Source organism: Flavobacterium polysaccharolyticum, from assembly GCF_038739875.1.
Classification (GTDB): Bacteria; Bacteroidota; Bacteroidia; order Flavobacteriales; family Flavobacteriaceae; genus Flavobacterium; species Flavobacterium polysaccharolyticum.
The window spans coordinates 129,486-143,302 of the sequence record NZ_JBCGDP010000008.1 but is presented as its reverse complement, the minus strand read 5'-3'; the positions used below and the strand labels follow the sequence as shown (position 1 = coordinate 143,302).

At 35.8% G+C, this 13,817-nt stretch carries 14 protein-coding genes; 5 read left to right on the top strand and 9 right to left on the bottom strand.

Annotation, left to right across the window (positions count from 1 at the left end; all coding sequences use genetic code 11):
• The first annotated feature begins 10 nt into the window (after positions 1–10).
• Together WFZ86_RS09995 and WFZ86_RS09990 are read left to right on the top strand one after the other, a co-directional pair.
• Positions 11–2,215 (top strand): alpha-galactosidase, encoded by a 2,205-nt coding sequence (locus tag WFZ86_RS09995; protein ID WP_342691806.1) that lies wholly within the window; start codon positions 11–13, stop codon positions 2,213–2,215.
• A gap of 157 nt (positions 2,216–2,372) precedes the next feature.
• On the top strand, positions 2,373–4,604 hold the full coding sequence (locus WFZ86_RS09990; protein ID WP_342691805.1) for a DUF6055 domain-containing protein: 2,232 nt from the start codon (positions 2,373–2,375) through the stop codon (positions 4,602–4,604).
• A gap of 81 nt (positions 4,605–4,685) precedes the next feature.
• Here the strand turns inward: WFZ86_RS09990 and WFZ86_RS09985 are convergent, their stop codons facing one another.
• The 3 genes from WFZ86_RS09985 to WFZ86_RS09975 all read right to left on the bottom strand — a co-directional run bounded on the left by WFZ86_RS09985 (position 4,686) and on the right by WFZ86_RS09975 (position 6,949).
• Entirely contained in the window at positions 4,686–5,537 is an 852-nt protein-coding gene (locus WFZ86_RS09985) for a hypothetical protein (protein WP_342691804.1), read from the bottom strand.
• 21 nt (positions 5,538–5,558) lie between these two features.
• Positions 5,559–6,377 carry a 3-deoxy-8-phosphooctulonate synthase gene (kdsA, locus tag WFZ86_RS09980; protein WP_342691803.1) on the bottom strand — a complete coding sequence of 273 codons (819 nt, stop codon included), beginning with the start codon at positions 6,375–6,377 and terminating at the stop codon, positions 5,559–5,561.
• 119 nt (positions 6,378–6,496) lie between these two features.
• A complete protein-coding gene (locus WFZ86_RS09975; protein ID WP_342691802.1) occupies positions 6,497–6,949 on the bottom strand; it encodes a 2-dehydro-3-deoxyphosphooctonate aldolase in 453 nt (150 codons plus the stop codon).
• Between the two features lie 405 nt (positions 6,950–7,354).
• Between WFZ86_RS09975 and WFZ86_RS09970 the strand changes: the two genes are divergently transcribed.
• Both WFZ86_RS09970 and WFZ86_RS09965 read left to right on the top strand, forming a co-directional pair.
• Positions 7,355–7,915, top strand: coding sequence for a YeeE/YedE family protein (locus WFZ86_RS09970; RefSeq protein WP_342691801.1), 561 nt, complete (start codon positions 7,355–7,357; stop codon positions 7,913–7,915).
• Positions 7,916–7,922: 7 nt separating this feature from the next.
• Positions 7,923–8,339, top strand: a complete 417-nt coding sequence (locus tag WFZ86_RS09965; RefSeq protein WP_342691800.1) for a DUF6691 family protein — start codon at positions 7,923–7,925, stop codon at positions 8,337–8,339.
• A 65-nt stretch (positions 8,340–8,404) separates the two neighbouring features.
• Here WFZ86_RS09965 and WFZ86_RS09960 read toward each other — a convergent pair whose 3' ends face one another.
• The 6 genes from WFZ86_RS09960 to WFZ86_RS09935 form a co-directional block, all read right to left on the bottom strand.
• Entirely contained in the window at positions 8,405–9,076 is a 672-nt protein-coding gene (locus WFZ86_RS09960) for a lysoplasmalogenase (RefSeq protein ID WP_342691799.1), read from the bottom strand.
• A 75-nt stretch (positions 9,077–9,151) separates the two neighbouring features.
• Complete coding sequence (locus WFZ86_RS09955; RefSeq protein WP_342691798.1) at positions 9,152–10,417, bottom strand: sterol desaturase family protein; 1,266 nt, start codon at positions 10,415–10,417, stop codon at positions 9,152–9,154.
• Between the two features lie 93 nt (positions 10,418–10,510).
• Positions 10,511–10,786: an ATP-dependent Clp protease adaptor ClpS gene (locus tag WFZ86_RS09950; protein WP_024982108.1), complete on the bottom strand. Its 276-nt coding sequence runs from the start codon at positions 10,784–10,786 to the stop codon at positions 10,511–10,513.
• A gap of 37 nt (positions 10,787–10,823) precedes the next feature.
• On the bottom strand, positions 10,824–11,657 hold the full coding sequence (gene prmA, locus WFZ86_RS09945) for a 50S ribosomal protein L11 methyltransferase (RefSeq protein ID WP_342691797.1): 834 nt from the start codon (positions 11,655–11,657) through the stop codon (positions 10,824–10,826).
• Positions 11,658–11,928: 271 nt separating this feature from the next.
• Positions 11,929–12,132, bottom strand: coding sequence for a helix-turn-helix domain-containing protein (locus WFZ86_RS09940; RefSeq protein ID WP_315144378.1), 204 nt, complete (start codon positions 12,130–12,132; stop codon positions 11,929–11,931).
• A gap of 2 nt (positions 12,133–12,134) precedes the next feature.
• Positions 12,135–12,677, bottom strand: coding sequence for a hypothetical protein (locus WFZ86_RS09935; protein WP_342691796.1), 543 nt, complete (start codon positions 12,675–12,677; stop codon positions 12,135–12,137).
• A gap of 266 nt (positions 12,678–12,943) precedes the next feature.
• Between WFZ86_RS09935 and nadC the strand changes: the two genes are divergently transcribed.
• The gene (gene nadC, locus WFZ86_RS09930) at positions 12,944–13,801 is read left to right on the top strand and encodes a carboxylating nicotinate-nucleotide diphosphorylase (protein ID WP_342691795.1); all 858 of its coding nucleotides are present in this window, start codon (positions 12,944–12,946) and stop codon (positions 13,799–13,801) included.
• The last annotated feature ends 16 nt before the right edge of the window (positions 13,802–13,817 follow it).

The following is a 13,817-nucleotide window of genomic DNA, read 5'->3' as shown; positions in this document are numbered from 1 at the left end:
TCTAAAATAAATGATGAAACGTTTATTACTTTTAATTCTGAGTATTGTGTACTGCATAGGCCACGCACAAGAAAACCCTTTGATTTGTGTTGAAACTAAAAGTGCTGCTTTGGTTTTTAAAGTAGGTAAAAACAAAAAAGTGTATCAAACATATTTTGGTTCAAAGCTTAATAATAATCAGGAGTATGAATTTATCTCAAGAGAAAATACAAAAAATTTTGCCATAAATGATGGAAATCCTCTAATTGATTTACGGCATTTAGCATATCCGACTTTTGGAACTGATAATTTGTTTGGACCCGCTATTCGAATGACGCATAATGATGGAAATCCTTCTTTAGAATTAGAATATCAAAATCATACAACAGATAAAATTGATTCAAATACAGCAGAAACCATTATTAAGTTAAAAGATCCTCAGTATCCTGTTTATGTTTCGCTTCATTATAAAACATTTGCTAAAGAAAATGTAATTGAGTCCTGGACAGAAATTCAGCATCATGAAAAAAAGGCGCTGACACTTTATAACTATGCATCATCAGCTTTGCATCTCGATGCTGATAGATATTGGCTGACCCAATTTTACAGTGATGTTGTCGAAGAAATGCGAATGGAAGAAAGTCAGCTTACAAGAGGCTCAAAAGTTATCGATTCAAAACTGGGAGTCAGAACGAATATGTTTGCCGCACCAAGTTTTTTTCTTTCATTAAATTCAAAATCAACAGAAAAAACGGGAGAAGTTATTGCAGGTTCGATAGCATGGTCAGGAAATTTTAAGTATACTTTTGAGATTGATAATAATAACGAATTGCGAATCATTTCTGGGATAAATGAATTTGCTTCAGAATACAATCTAAAACCGCAGGAAGTATTTAAAACACCAGTCTTTATTTATACATTTTCTAATAATGGAAAGGGGCAAGCCAGTAGAAATTTACACGCCTGGGCTAGAAAATATGGATTGAAAGACGGAGAAAAGCCACGCTTGACATTATTAAATAATTGGGAAACTACTTTTTTTGATTTTGACCAGGCTAAATTAGCAAACATGTTTGTAGATGCCAAAACATTGGGCGTTGATATGTTTTTACTCGATGACGGCTGGTTTGGGAATAAATATCCGAGAAGTGGTTCTGTTTCTGGTTTGGGAGATTGGGAAGCCACAAAATCAAAATTGCCGGATGGAATTGGTTTTCTGATGGAAAAGGCAAAAGAAACCAATGTCAAATTTGGTATTTGGATTGAACCCGAAATGACTAATGAAAAAAGCGAACTGTATGAAAAACATTCGGATTGGGTTTTAAGTTTGCCCAATCGTGACAAAAGTATCTACAGGACACAGTTGGTTCTGGATTTATGCAATCCAAAAGTGCAGGATTTTGTCTTTAAGGTAGTTGATGATATTATGCAGACCAAATCGGGGGTTGCTTTTTTTAAATGGGACTGCAACCGAATGATGACAAGCGCTTATTCTAATTATTTAAAAAATCAGCAATCGCATTTATTTATTGACTATACCAAAGGATTGTATAAAGTTTTGGATCGAATAAAAAATAAATATCCAAATCTTCCAATGATGCTTTGTGCGGGCGGAGGTGGAAGGGTTGATTACGGACTACTGAACTATTTTACTGAATTTTGGGCAAGCGACAATACGGATCCTTTCGACCGCGTATTTATTCAATGGGGATATTCAAATTTTTATCCTGCATTGGCAATTTGTAACCACGTAACCTCAATGGGAACCCAATCTGTTAAATTTAAAACTGATGTCGCTATGATGGGTAAATTGGGTTTTGATATAAATGTTGGAGACTTAAAGGAAAACGAATTAAAATTTTGTCAGGAAGCGGTAGCAAATTACAAACGACTAAGCCCTGTAATTTGGGAGGGTGATGCGTATCGACTGATATCACCTTATGAAGACAGCAGAGCAGTTATAATGTATGTAAATGAGGATAAAACACAATCGGTACTTTTTTCATATACTTTGCATCCGCTTGCAGATCCTAATTATAGTTTAGTAAGGCTAGAAGGACTAGATCCTTCAAAAAAATATATTGTAAAAGAGATTAATATAATGCCTCAAAGCAAAAATACATTTGAAGAATCTGGAAATGTTTTTTCTGGTGACTTCCTGATGAAAATTGGATTGAAGGTTTCGTCTTCTAGACAAGAAAGCAGTGTTGTATTGGAAATTTCAGCAGTTGAATGATATTTATTTTGAATACATGCTTTTTTATTGAACTAATTAGCTGGTTAAATGGGGTAAAATAGTATTAAATTAGGTAAATATTGTATTATAATATTCACAATATATCTTCTATGTTTACAGAAGACATATGTCCTTAACCTACTAAACCATTAATTTTATGAAAACACTTTTACTACAAGTGGCCCTTTTTCTTTGCAGTTATTTTGCAATGGGGCAGAAGACCCTTTTTACTCCTCCAGAATGGAGCGACCCCAACAATGAGTTTTACAATAAAGTATCAAACTCAAGAAAATATGAGTCGACCAATTTTGTTCTTTATTGGGGCGATAAAGTGGGTACAAACCCGGCAGCTTACTCAGATACTTCATTACGTTTTACTCCCAAATCTGTGGCGGATACACTTGAAACTAGTTTTAAACGTTTGATAACCGATTTAAAATTTGTCAATAATGCCCCAACGACAAACTTTGGTAAGTACAAAACCATTATCATGATGATGAATACTTGGAATTCTACAGATCCAAGGTTAGAGGCTTTTGCTCAAGCAAGTGCTTTTAGTAATACTATTGGTGCTATGTTTGTGCACCCACAAGCAACCAGAGATGGAGGCGCATTATCGCATGAATTTGCTCATACCCTGCAAATGATGATGAGGATTCAGGAAAATCCAGGCAACGGAACTGCATTTGCCGGATATGACTGGGCTGGACCATTTTTTGAAGGACATGCCAATTTTATGCGAGGTCAGGTGTATCCCAAATGGGCAGAAATTGATGGTACTTTAACTAGGTGGATACAAACCAAACATTTTATGTGGTCCTCTAATCGACATCATTACACAAACTTTCATTTAATGTATTATGTTCAGGAAAAAGAAGGTTTTGATTTTACAAGAAGAATGTGGGCAGAATCTAGAAATCAAGAACATCCACTTGAAACAATTAAGAGATTAAAAGGCTTTACACAGGATCAACTCGATGATTATCTTTGGGGATATGCACAAAGACAGCCTGCATTTGACTATCCTATTCAATGGAATTCACAAATAAATGCAAACAGTAATTTTGGAAAAACAATTAGAAGTGCCTACAACTACATTAAGACAAACATACCTCGCTATACAAGTAGACAATATACACTACTAACAAAAGTTGCTGGTACAACAGATCAATATTACACTAACAATGATTGGGCGCCACAAGATTATGGAATGAATGTAATCCCTTTATACCCAACCTGTACTGGAGCTCAAAAGAGTGTGAGTATTAAATTTAAAGGTCATTCAGAAGTTAATACAACACAGGCTGGTTGGCGATATGGTTTTGTTACCACAAAAGCCGATGGTACAATATCTCGTTACAGTCCAATGTATAAAACGGATGGAGAAGCTTCTTTTACACTTAATACGTCTACTGAAGCCAATATTTTTCTTGTAGTTTTCTCTGCACCCAAAGTTCATGTTAATTACAATATAGATGAAGGTTACCCTAAACAAAGAAGATATCCGTATGAACTAAAAATTGCTAATGCAACTCCTGAAGGATTTCAGCCAGCTGCTAATTTCAGAAGTTTTCTTAAAACAAATGGACGTATACATGCAAACGGAGGAGGATGGGTGTCTAACAATGCGAATGTTGCATCGACAGTATATGTTGGTCCTTACGCAGTGGTCAGAGCTGGAACTATTTCGGGTAATGCTCGTATAGAAGACTATGCTATGGTAGATGGAGGAACGATAAATGGTAACGCAATTGTAAGAGGGAATGCTTGTGTTTACAACACAACTTTATCTAATAGTGCTATTGTTGAAGGGAATGCTTGGATGGAAGGAGGATCAGTTGCAAATACAGCTACTATTAAAGGAAATGCGATGCTGTTTGCTGGAAATTTTGGAAGTTCTGTTGTGGTGGGAGGTGATGCTGAAATTGGCAGCTGCTCGACGCCTGGTGTATATTTGCAGTTTCCTTACTGGAGAAATGGCAGAACAGATTGTGATGGTAAAGGAGCGGCAGATACTTCTAATATAGATATTAATGCAACATTCACAAATTTTACAGCAGCACAAATGGCTTTTAGCACAACACCTAACTGTACTGTAGCGACACTAAGTACGAATAAAGTAGTTCTTGATTCTCAAGTTGACTTGAGTATTTACCCAAATCCGACCAATCAAAATCTAACAATTTCATTTATGCAAACCGAGCAGGAAAAAGTTACTGTTTCATTGTTTGATATGTATGGACGTGAAATTGGTATTATTACAGATAAGACTTATGATGTTGGACGAATCGATCTTGCTTATAATTGTAGTAATTTGGTTCCAGGTGTTTACTTAGTGCGTATCAATACAGGAAATGATTATGTAACTAAGTCTTTTATTAAGAACTAATCTTTTTTTAGATGTAAAGAGTTAAAAATAAATAGGCTGCCCGAAAAGGGCAGCCTATTTTTACTATATAATTTTATAAGCTTAGATTCTGAATTTTCCTCCTACAGCAAGTATTCTCTGAAAAAAGAAAAAATCTTGTGACGCTTTGTCGTCTGGACTCATTGTAGTTCTGATGTCATTCATGTTGATATACCCGCCTTTTAATTCTCCTTGAATATAGAAATATTTAAAGAAAGTAATATTTACACCAGCTTTCAAGGAAGTTCCAAAACCGGATACGTGAAAATCATCATGACGTTCTTTTCCAAGTAATTTGGTGTTTGTTTTTGGATACAATACCCCAAAACCAATTCCTTCTGTCAAGTTAACCTGAATTTTATCCGTATTTCCAATTTTGAATAACTTAGAAATATCATCATGACGAGACACTTCGGTATTGATATAGTTTAAACCATCTGTATGCTCGTAAGTTAAAAACTGTTCATCAGTAAAGTTAACAGGAGTTTTGTTATAAGTACCGTTAAAAACAGACCCTGGGTCTGAGGCAGGTAAGTTAATGGTTCCTGTTACATTAGCCGTTTGATCTTGGGTCATCACATATTTCATATGATCCACCCCAATAGCTACACTATAATGATCAGAGAAAAAATACCCTAAACGTAAATTCGTTTGTGGTATCGTCATTTTAGTTGGATTAATGTAATCCACATGCCAACCTTTGGGTTTGTCGTGAGCTCTCATATCAGCTACCGTAAAACGATAATCTTTACCGGTAAAGGTAACATCAGATTTACTGTAAGATTCTCTGTTTCCTCCCCACGAAATAAAGAATTTACCTTTATTGTGGGCAGTGTATCTTACAGGAGTGTTTTCTTGTGCAAAGGCAATTGTTGTCGTTAAAAAAAGAACGAATAAATAAAATGAATTTTTCAAGTGATAAGTAATAAAAAAAAATTAAAATTGATTAATGGTTTGTCTGATGGCGACTAGTTTGGTCATTAAAGCTTCAAAATAATCCAAATGCAACATGTTCGCACCATCACTTTTAGCATTAGCTGGATCAAAATGAGTTTCAATAAAGATACCGTCTACACCTACTGCAATTCCAGCTTTGGCAACAGTTTCAATCATGTCTGGTCGACCTCCAGTTACACCAGCGGTTTGGTTAGGTTGTTGCAAAGAATGCGTAACATCCAAAACCGTTGTTGCGTATTGCTGCATCGTTGGAATACCTCTATAATCTACAATCATGTCTTGATAACCAAACATGGTACCGCGGTCTGTAACCATTACATTTTCATTTTGGCAATCCAATACTTTTTGTACGGCGTGCTTCATGCTTTCTGGACTCATGAATTGTCCTTTTTTCAAGTTGACTACTTTTCCAGTTTTGGCAGCTGCAACCACCAAGTCAGTTTGTCTTACCAAAAAGGCTGGAATTTGCAACACGTCTACATAAGCAGCAGCCATAGCCGCGTCTTCATTAGTATGAATATCTGTAACGGTTGGAACACCAAATGTTTCAGATACTTTTTGAAGAATTTTCAAAGCTTTTTCGTCTCCAATTCCAGAAAAACTATCAATTCTAGAACGGTTGGCTTTTTTGAAAGAACCTTTAAATACGTATGGAATTTGCAATTTGTCTGTGATGCCAACCAAACGCTCTGCTATACGCAAAGCCATTTCTTCACCTTCTATGGCGCAAGGACCTGCTAATACAAAAAAATTACCACTATCGGTATGCTTAATTTGCGGGATATGATGTATGTTCATTTTTTAAATTTTGTGTGCAAAGGTAATTAGCTTTTGCGATTTTTGATTATAAATGGAGGGGAAAATATTGTTTTTAGAGTTGTAGTTAAGAAAGTTTTAAGGATTACATCAAATGCAAACTAATTTTTCTTCAAGCTAAACCCAACAGGAACCATCAATTGTCCTCTTTCATAGATATTCAAATACAATAGTATGGGGTTTTTCAGTCCTTCCCATTTTATTTCATAAACATCTAGAAATCCTGCACCCATTTCTGTGTTTTTTGAAGGGAAAGGACAACAGCTTTCTAATTTTGAAAAAGTAATTGCTTCCCCGTTTGGACCAGCCAATGCATTTAAAAAGCGTTGCTGATTGATAACATCGTCTTTGGTACCATGATAAAAGATATTGATCGGGTAATCTTTGTTATACCCATACTTTTTGTCTTTACTAAATTCTGTAATGACGAATGTATTGTTCTTAGTAAGTTTTGGTGTAGGCGCATTGTTGTCCACATTTTTTAAAGTCGATTTTGTACTAATGCAGGACGCAAATAGAAAAAGACTAGCCACTAGTCCAAAGATTTTTTTCATAGTCAGAAGTTATAATTTTGTATTCTTTTCAAGTGTTTCGGGTATATACTCTGTTTGGGTCAAACAAGAATGATACCAACTTTTGTGATGATTTTCAAAAGCAAATATAAACACTTTACACTTTACTACTCGAGATTATTTCTGTTGTTGAGAGTATGAATTTCAAGTTTATAAGATGTCATATTTTTAGAGGCAGTAAAAGGTTTTCTAGGGCAATAAAGTCCAATTCTCCGCTATACTCGAGGCTTTACTTTGTAGTGCAGTAAAAAACAGCAAATGTATGGTAGGCAAGCTTTGTTTTGAATTACGTTCAGAATTTTAAAGATGCGATTTTAATTCAAAAAAGCACTTTTTGTATGAAACTTAGATTTGCTTGCTATCTTTGCCGAAAATTAAACAGTTTATATGGATTTTATTTCTCAAACTTGGGCTTGGTACGTTTCTGGTTTTATTATCGGATGTGTCATGCTTCTTTTGGTGTATTTTGGAAAAACATTCGGTATGTCTTCTAACCTTCGTTCTTTATGTACCTTGGCTGGTGCAGGCAAAAAAGTACCTTTCTTTGATTTTGATTGGAAAGCCTCCCGCTGGAATTTAGTCGTGGTACTTGGTGCAATGCTAGGTGGATTTGTGGCGGTACATTATATGAGTGCTCCAACCAACTTAGCAATCAATCCTCAAACTGTCGAGCAATTGGCAACACTTGGTATTGATGCTCCAGCTGGGAAATTAGTGCCTGATGCGCTTTTTAGCAGTTCGGTGTTTCAATCTCCAAAAGGAATTGCACTATTGCTTTTAGGTGGTTTTTTAATAGGTTTTGGCTCTCGTTATGCTGGCGGTTGTACCTCCGGACACGCCATTACAGGCTTAAGTAATTTGCAATTGCCTTCGCTCAAAGCGGTAATTGGTTTCTTTATTGGTGGATTAATAATGGCGCATCTCTTGTTGCCTTTACTTTTAAAATAATTACGATATGTTCAAAGCTTTAAAATACCTTCTCGTTGGATTTCTATTCGGAATTGTTTTAACGAAATCGGAAGCAGTTTCTTGGTACCGCATTTACGAAATGTTTCACTTTCAATCCTTTCATATGTATGGGATAATAGGTGTAGCGGTAACTACTGGATTAATCGGAATGCAATTGGTGAAACGGTTTCAAATCAAAAATATCAAAGGGACTCTTATGCAAGTTGAAGACAAAGAAAAAGGGTCAGGTCGCTATTGGATTGGGGGCATTCTTTTTGGCTTAGGATGGGCCCTTGTAGGTTGTTGTCCTGGACCTATCTTTATATTACTAGGCGCTGGATTTTTCCCAGTGGTGCTAGTACTATTGGGAGCACTTTTGGGAACCTTTGTTTATGGATTGACGAAAAACAAACTGCCTCATTAAGCTTCTGAATAGAATTTTATTTAAAAATTGATAAAAAAGAAGTAGTCTTTTCTATGCTGAAAAGACTACTTTTTTTGGTTTAGGCGAAGTATGGCGGAAACAATAAGGTACTGTGCCAAGATGTAAGTGCTCATAATCCAAAAACCAGATTGAGCTATAGGTTGGTAGAATTTATTAATAGCCAAAATGCTGTCCGAAAGTACAAAGAAAATAGCACCTGCTAGGATAAAATAAGCAGCGGGCTTCTCCCAAGCCAAACTTCCTTTATAAGCAACAAAGAGCATTGTAGTAATAACAGCAGCGTAGACCATCACAGGAATTTGCAAAGGGCCTAATTTCGGAAACAATAGACTAACCATACCAAAGAAGTAACCAAGAATCAAGATAGCTCCTAGGTACAAAGCAACGGAAGTACCTTTAAGTGCTGATTTGGGTTGTCTGCTAAAAAGTACAATGTACAGGATATGGGAAAGTAAAAAGGAAACCAATCCTAAAATGAAATAAATTTCGGCTTTGTCAGCAAACATCAAAATGATATCTCCTATCCAAGAAAACAATAAAGCGCTAAGCAATAATTTTTTGCCTTGGAAATCGGCTGTAAGGAGAACAGTTCCTAGCAAAAAGGGCAACAAAAAAGGCTTTAAATACCAGTTAACAGTATCTAATCCAATAAAAGGTAATAACAAGTAGAGTAGGCTAAAAATAAGGTAGCAGTTAAGGATGCTGTTTGTTTTCATAAGACACAAGAAGTAGTTAGCAGTCAAACGACCACTTAATGATAATTAAATAAGTTTGGAATAAGTTTGAAGCAATTAGGCGAGTGCTATTTTTTCTTTTTCAAAATCAACAGCCACAAAGTAAATGCTTATAGCAAGGGAAATCGAAAAATACCCAATTAAAATAAAGGTACTCACGGGTAATAAATTGGTCAATCCAAACCAATCTCCATAAAAATAGAGCAGCCCCATAGCAAAAAGGAATCGTAAAGCCTCCCAAAATACAGCCGTTTTTCGGGCATCCATCAATTCTGTGTAACTGTATACGGTTACAAAGATAAAGGCGCCATATACAAACACGTGCGGTAAGCCAATCGTGCCTATAGAATCATACATATAGGTAATCAAAAGCAAAGTAACCAAGGCTTGAAAAATGGACCAATACATTAATTTTTTAGAATGCTGTGTCCCATATTTTTCAAAATGATAGACGTCGCTAATTTTAGTAACGGGATATTTTTCTTCAAAATTTTCTGGACGCCAACCTGTTGGTTTGAACCAAATGGTGAGTTTGTCTTTCCAATTTTCGGCACGCCAAGTATCCGAAATAAGCAATCCTAAATGCTGAAAATTAATTCGGATAGGGTTCCAAGTTTGTGCAGGTCGGGTAATTCCAAAAACAGGAGGGACTTCATCCAATTCTTCTTGGAAAGTACCAAAGAGTTTGTCCCAAAAAATAAAGATTTGGGAATGATTCTTATCGATATATTCTGGATTGATGGCGTGATGCACTCTATGATGAGAAGGTGTAACCAAGATTTTTTCTAGAAAGCCCATTTTTTTGATGTGTTTGGTATGGTACCAAAACTGCAAGAACAAGTGAATGGGTAAGGTAACGGCAATTACCACCGAGGGAACTCCTAAAACTGCGGCAGGAATAAGTAAAAAGGTAAAAAGATTGACAAAGCTTGAAATGGTCTGACGCAACGCACAAGCCAAATTGAATTCCTCACTACTGTGATGAATAGCGTGTTTGTTCCATAAAAAATTAATTTGATGCGCCCATCGGTGCGACCAATAGCCATAAAAATCAATACAAATAAAGGCAATGATATACGCCCAAACAGTGGCTTCCAAATGAAATAGGGCAATATGGGCTTCAAGCCATTCATAAGTTAGAATGGAAATACTAATCCCCAAAACATCTTTAACCGAATTGGTCATTCCTGAACTTACACTTGAAACTGTATCCATATAAGGTGTAGTGTCATAACCTTTAAAATACCCGTAGATTTTTTCAATCGCAATGAGTAGTAAAAATATAGGCATTACAAACACCAATATTTTGCCGTATTCTTCCATAAAGTACTTTTTTTTTACCAAATATATAAAAAAAGAAAAAGCAGTACTATCAATTGTGTTGGTAATACTGCTTTTTTATGAAAGTTTTTTTTCTTAGACTATTTCAGCGTTTAAACCTGCCGCCAATAGTTTAGTACACTGCGGTTTCAATTTGTCATAAGGTCCTGTTTTTACAGTACATTTTCCGTTATAGTGAATGATTAACGAGCATTGTTCTGCTTGTTCAGGGGTATGGTCGCAAACTCGAATTAAAGTTTCAATTACGTGGTCAAAAGTGTTAACATCGTCATTGTATACTATAATTTCATTGTTGAGTCCCATCAATTCCTTGATATTGACTTTTTCTCTTACTTTTTCTTTAGTACTCATAATGCTGTGTTTTGATACTAGGAATGGTGTAAAATGATTATTTATTATATTTAAGCGAAACCCAATTGTTTCTTTGTAGTTTTTTTATAAAAGTTAGTCCTTTTTCAGTACAAGAGGCATCTAGGAACGGAATGTCCTCTTCGTAAAAACCACTCAATAATAAGGTTCCTTTTGGATTCAAACAATCAACATAACTTTGCATATCGTTCAATAAAATGTTTCTGTTGATATTGGCAATAATCAAATCGTATTGTTTGCCAGCAAGTAATGCTGCATCGCCTTCGTAAACGCTAATGTGTTCACAATTATTGCGTTGTGCGTTTTCTATAGAATTCAAATAACACCAATTGTCGATATCAATGGCATCAATCGGTTGAGCTCCTTTCATTTCGGCTAAAATGGCCAAAATAGCAGTGCCACATCCCATATCTAGTGTTTTTAAACCCGCAACATCCATATCGAGTAGGTGCTGAATCATCATATGTGTGGTTTCGTGATGCCCTGTACCAAAACTCATTTTCGGTTCGATGACAATGTCAAATTCGGCATCGGTTTTTGGGTGAAAAGGAGCGCGAACGTGACAGTTTCCGTCTACATCTATAGGTTCAAAGTTTTTTTCCCACTCTTCATTCCAGTTGATTTGTTCGATTTCTTCGAAGGTATAGCTAATCTTGAACTCTTCGGATTGTAGAATAAAAATATCCTCTAAAATAGTTTCGTCCCAAAGGTCTTTTTGAACGAATGCGTCAATTCCTGTTTCGGTTTCAGTAAAGCTTTCGAATGCTTTTTCGCCCAACTCGGCAATTAGAATTTCTGAACCTAATTCTTTGGGTTCAATGGTAAAATGGTATCCTATGTAACTATTTGACATCTTTCAATTTTTTTGCAAAGGTACTATTTCTGCGATGAAGCTGCGTTAAAAATATCAAAAAGCTATGGTGCTATTTAGTAGGTTGGAAACCAAAAAAGCAACAATGCTGCTCCTTAGCCTTGATCGCAGCGGCATCCTTTGTCTTTTTTCTTTAAAAAGACAAAGATACAGCGGAGAGCAAGAACTATTCTAACAAATAAGCCTTTTGTTAGCGCTCCTAAAAATTGAAAACCTATTTACAAGTCGAGGTTTTGTGATGGTTTGAGAACGGTTATTTTTTATATTCGAGTAAATCGCCTGGTTCGCATTCTAAGGCTTTGCAGAGCGCTTCGAGCGTGCTAAAACGAATGGCTTTTGCTTTGCCTGTTTTTAAAATCGAAAGGTTGGAGAGGGTTAAATCTACTTTTTCTGAGAGCTCGTTGAGGGACATTTTTCTTTTGGCCATCATTACATCTAGGTTGACTACTATAGGCATAATTATATGGTTAATTCGTTATCGGACTGGATTTCGATGCCTCTTTTGAAGATTTTTGCTATCAGAAATAAGATGATGCCCATAAAAAACCAAACATCGCCTCCGCCTACTGCGAATGTACTTAAGTCAGGAAGGGCAATAGGTTTTTCTTGCAACCACTTCAAGTAGTTGAGGCCATAATTGGAAAAAAAGGCGATTACTACACTTAAACCGCTTAAGGTTAAGAGAAAATGATACATTTTTGTGCTGAAGGGCTGGTAAAGATTGAGGTTTTTATCGTGCAATAGTTTTAGGATAACAAAAAAGAGGACGGCTTTTAAGGTAGTAACGATGCTTAACAGCAGCATCACGACACCATAATGTCCAGGGTCAAATTGATAGAGTGCTTTTAGACTCAAAAAATTGGCGTTGTACGAATTGATGGTGAAGGTGTATATGCCATTAAAAATGTACATTCCTGACTCAATGCAAATGCCAACAAAAAGTAAAAGGGCTACATAAAATAGGATTTTGAGTAGCTGTTCGGTGCTAATTCTGATTTCCATAACGGTTTGTTTTTTTTGGTTTATTGATTCAAAAATAATAAAAATTTATTGATAAACAATAAAAATTTATTATTTTAATTTATTTAAATGAAAATGGTAATTCAGAAAATAGTGAAAGTGATGGATTTGAAAAAAGTGGCGTTATTAATGAAAATCCTTGTTTTTGCTGGTTTTTTTTTGGGCTAATTTTGATAGTTTATTTTGGTTTTTAGACTAGCTTTTGCCATCGTTTTTGATTAATTTAGCACCACAAAAAAAATAAGAGAATGATTTCAGAAGAACAGTTTCAACAAGAGTTACAATTGTTTATTGCTAATGGTATTCGTGAAGATGTTGGTCCGGGGGATTACAGTTCCTTAGCTTGTATTCCGTCAATGGCCACGGGAAAAGCAAAATTGCTAGTAAAAGAAGATGGGATAATCGCGGGTGTTGCCTTGGCAAAAATGATTTTCAACTATGTTGACCCTTCCTTACAAATAGAAACCTTTATACAAGATGGAACGCCTGTGCGCTATGGCGATGTGGTTTTTCACGTATCGGGTAGTTCACAATCGATATTAAAATCAGAACGTTTGGTGTTGAATACCATGCAACGAATGTCAGCCATTGCGACAAAAACCAATAGTTATGTTCGTTTGCTAGAAGGTACAAAAACCCAAATTTTAGATACTCGTAAAACAACTCCTGGTTTTCGTGCTGCCGAGAAATGGGCCGTAACCATTGGGGGAGGAGTGAATCATCGATTTGCGTTGTACGACATGATCATGCTCAAAGACAATCATATCGATTTTGCTGGAGGCATCACAAAAGCTATCGACAAAACAAAAGCCTATTTAAAGAAAAACAACTTGGATTTGAAAATCATTGTTGAAGCTAGAGATTTAGCCGAAATTGAAGAAATTTTAAAGTCTGAGGGTGTTTACAGAGTTTTGATAGACAATTTTAATTACGAGGATACCCGCAAAGCAGTTGCAATGATTAACGGCAAATGCCAGTCCGAATCTTCAGGAAATATCAACGAAACGACTATAAGCGAATATGCGGACTGTGGAGTAGATTATATTTCTTCTGGAGCGTTAACGCACTCAGTGTACAATATGGATTTAAGTTTAAAAGCTATTTGATTGGATAAATAAAAGA

Bases quoted from the DNA above. Each gene is read 5' to 3' on its own strand.
- WFZ86_RS09940 (WP_315144378.1), bottom strand. From the start codon at position 12,132: ATGCCTATAGTAGTCAACCTAGATGTAATGATGGCCAAAAGAAAAATG.
- WFZ86_RS09970 (WP_342691801.1), top strand. From the start codon at position 7,355: ATGGATTTTATTTCTCAAACTTGGGCTTGGTACGTTTCTGGTTTTATT.
- WFZ86_RS09935 (WP_342691796.1), bottom strand. From the start codon at position 12,677: ATGGAAATCAGAATTAGCACCGAACAGCTACTCAAAATCCTATTTTAT.
- nadC (WP_342691795.1), top strand. From the start codon at position 12,944: ATGATTTCAGAAGAACAGTTTCAACAAGAGTTACAATTGTTTATTGCT.
- prmA (WP_342691797.1), bottom strand. From the start codon at position 11,657: ATGTCAAATAGTTACATAGGATACCATTTTACCATTGAACCCAAAGAA.
- WFZ86_RS09950 (WP_024982108.1), bottom strand. From the start codon at position 10,786: ATGAGTACTAAAGAAAAAGTAAGAGAAAAAGTCAATATCAAGGAATTG.
- WFZ86_RS09975 (WP_342691802.1), bottom strand. From the start codon at position 6,949: ATGAAAAAAATCTTTGGACTAGTGGCTAGTCTTTTTCTATTTGCGTCC.
- WFZ86_RS09990 (WP_342691805.1), top strand. From the start codon at position 2,373: ATGAAAACACTTTTACTACAAGTGGCCCTTTTTCTTTGCAGTTATTTT.
- WFZ86_RS09960 (WP_342691799.1), bottom strand. From the start codon at position 9,076: ATGAAAACAAACAGCATCCTTAACTGCTACCTTATTTTTAGCCTACTC.
- WFZ86_RS09955 (WP_342691798.1), bottom strand. From the start codon at position 10,417: ATGGAAGAATACGGCAAAATATTGGTGTTTGTAATGCCTATATTTTTA.
- WFZ86_RS09995 (WP_342691806.1), top strand. From the start codon at position 11: ATGATGAAACGTTTATTACTTTTAATTCTGAGTATTGTGTACTGCATA.
- WFZ86_RS09965 (WP_342691800.1), top strand. From the start codon at position 7,923: ATGTTCAAAGCTTTAAAATACCTTCTCGTTGGATTTCTATTCGGAATT.
- kdsA (WP_342691803.1), bottom strand. From the start codon at position 6,377: ATGAACATACATCATATCCCGCAAATTAAGCATACCGATAGTGGTAAT.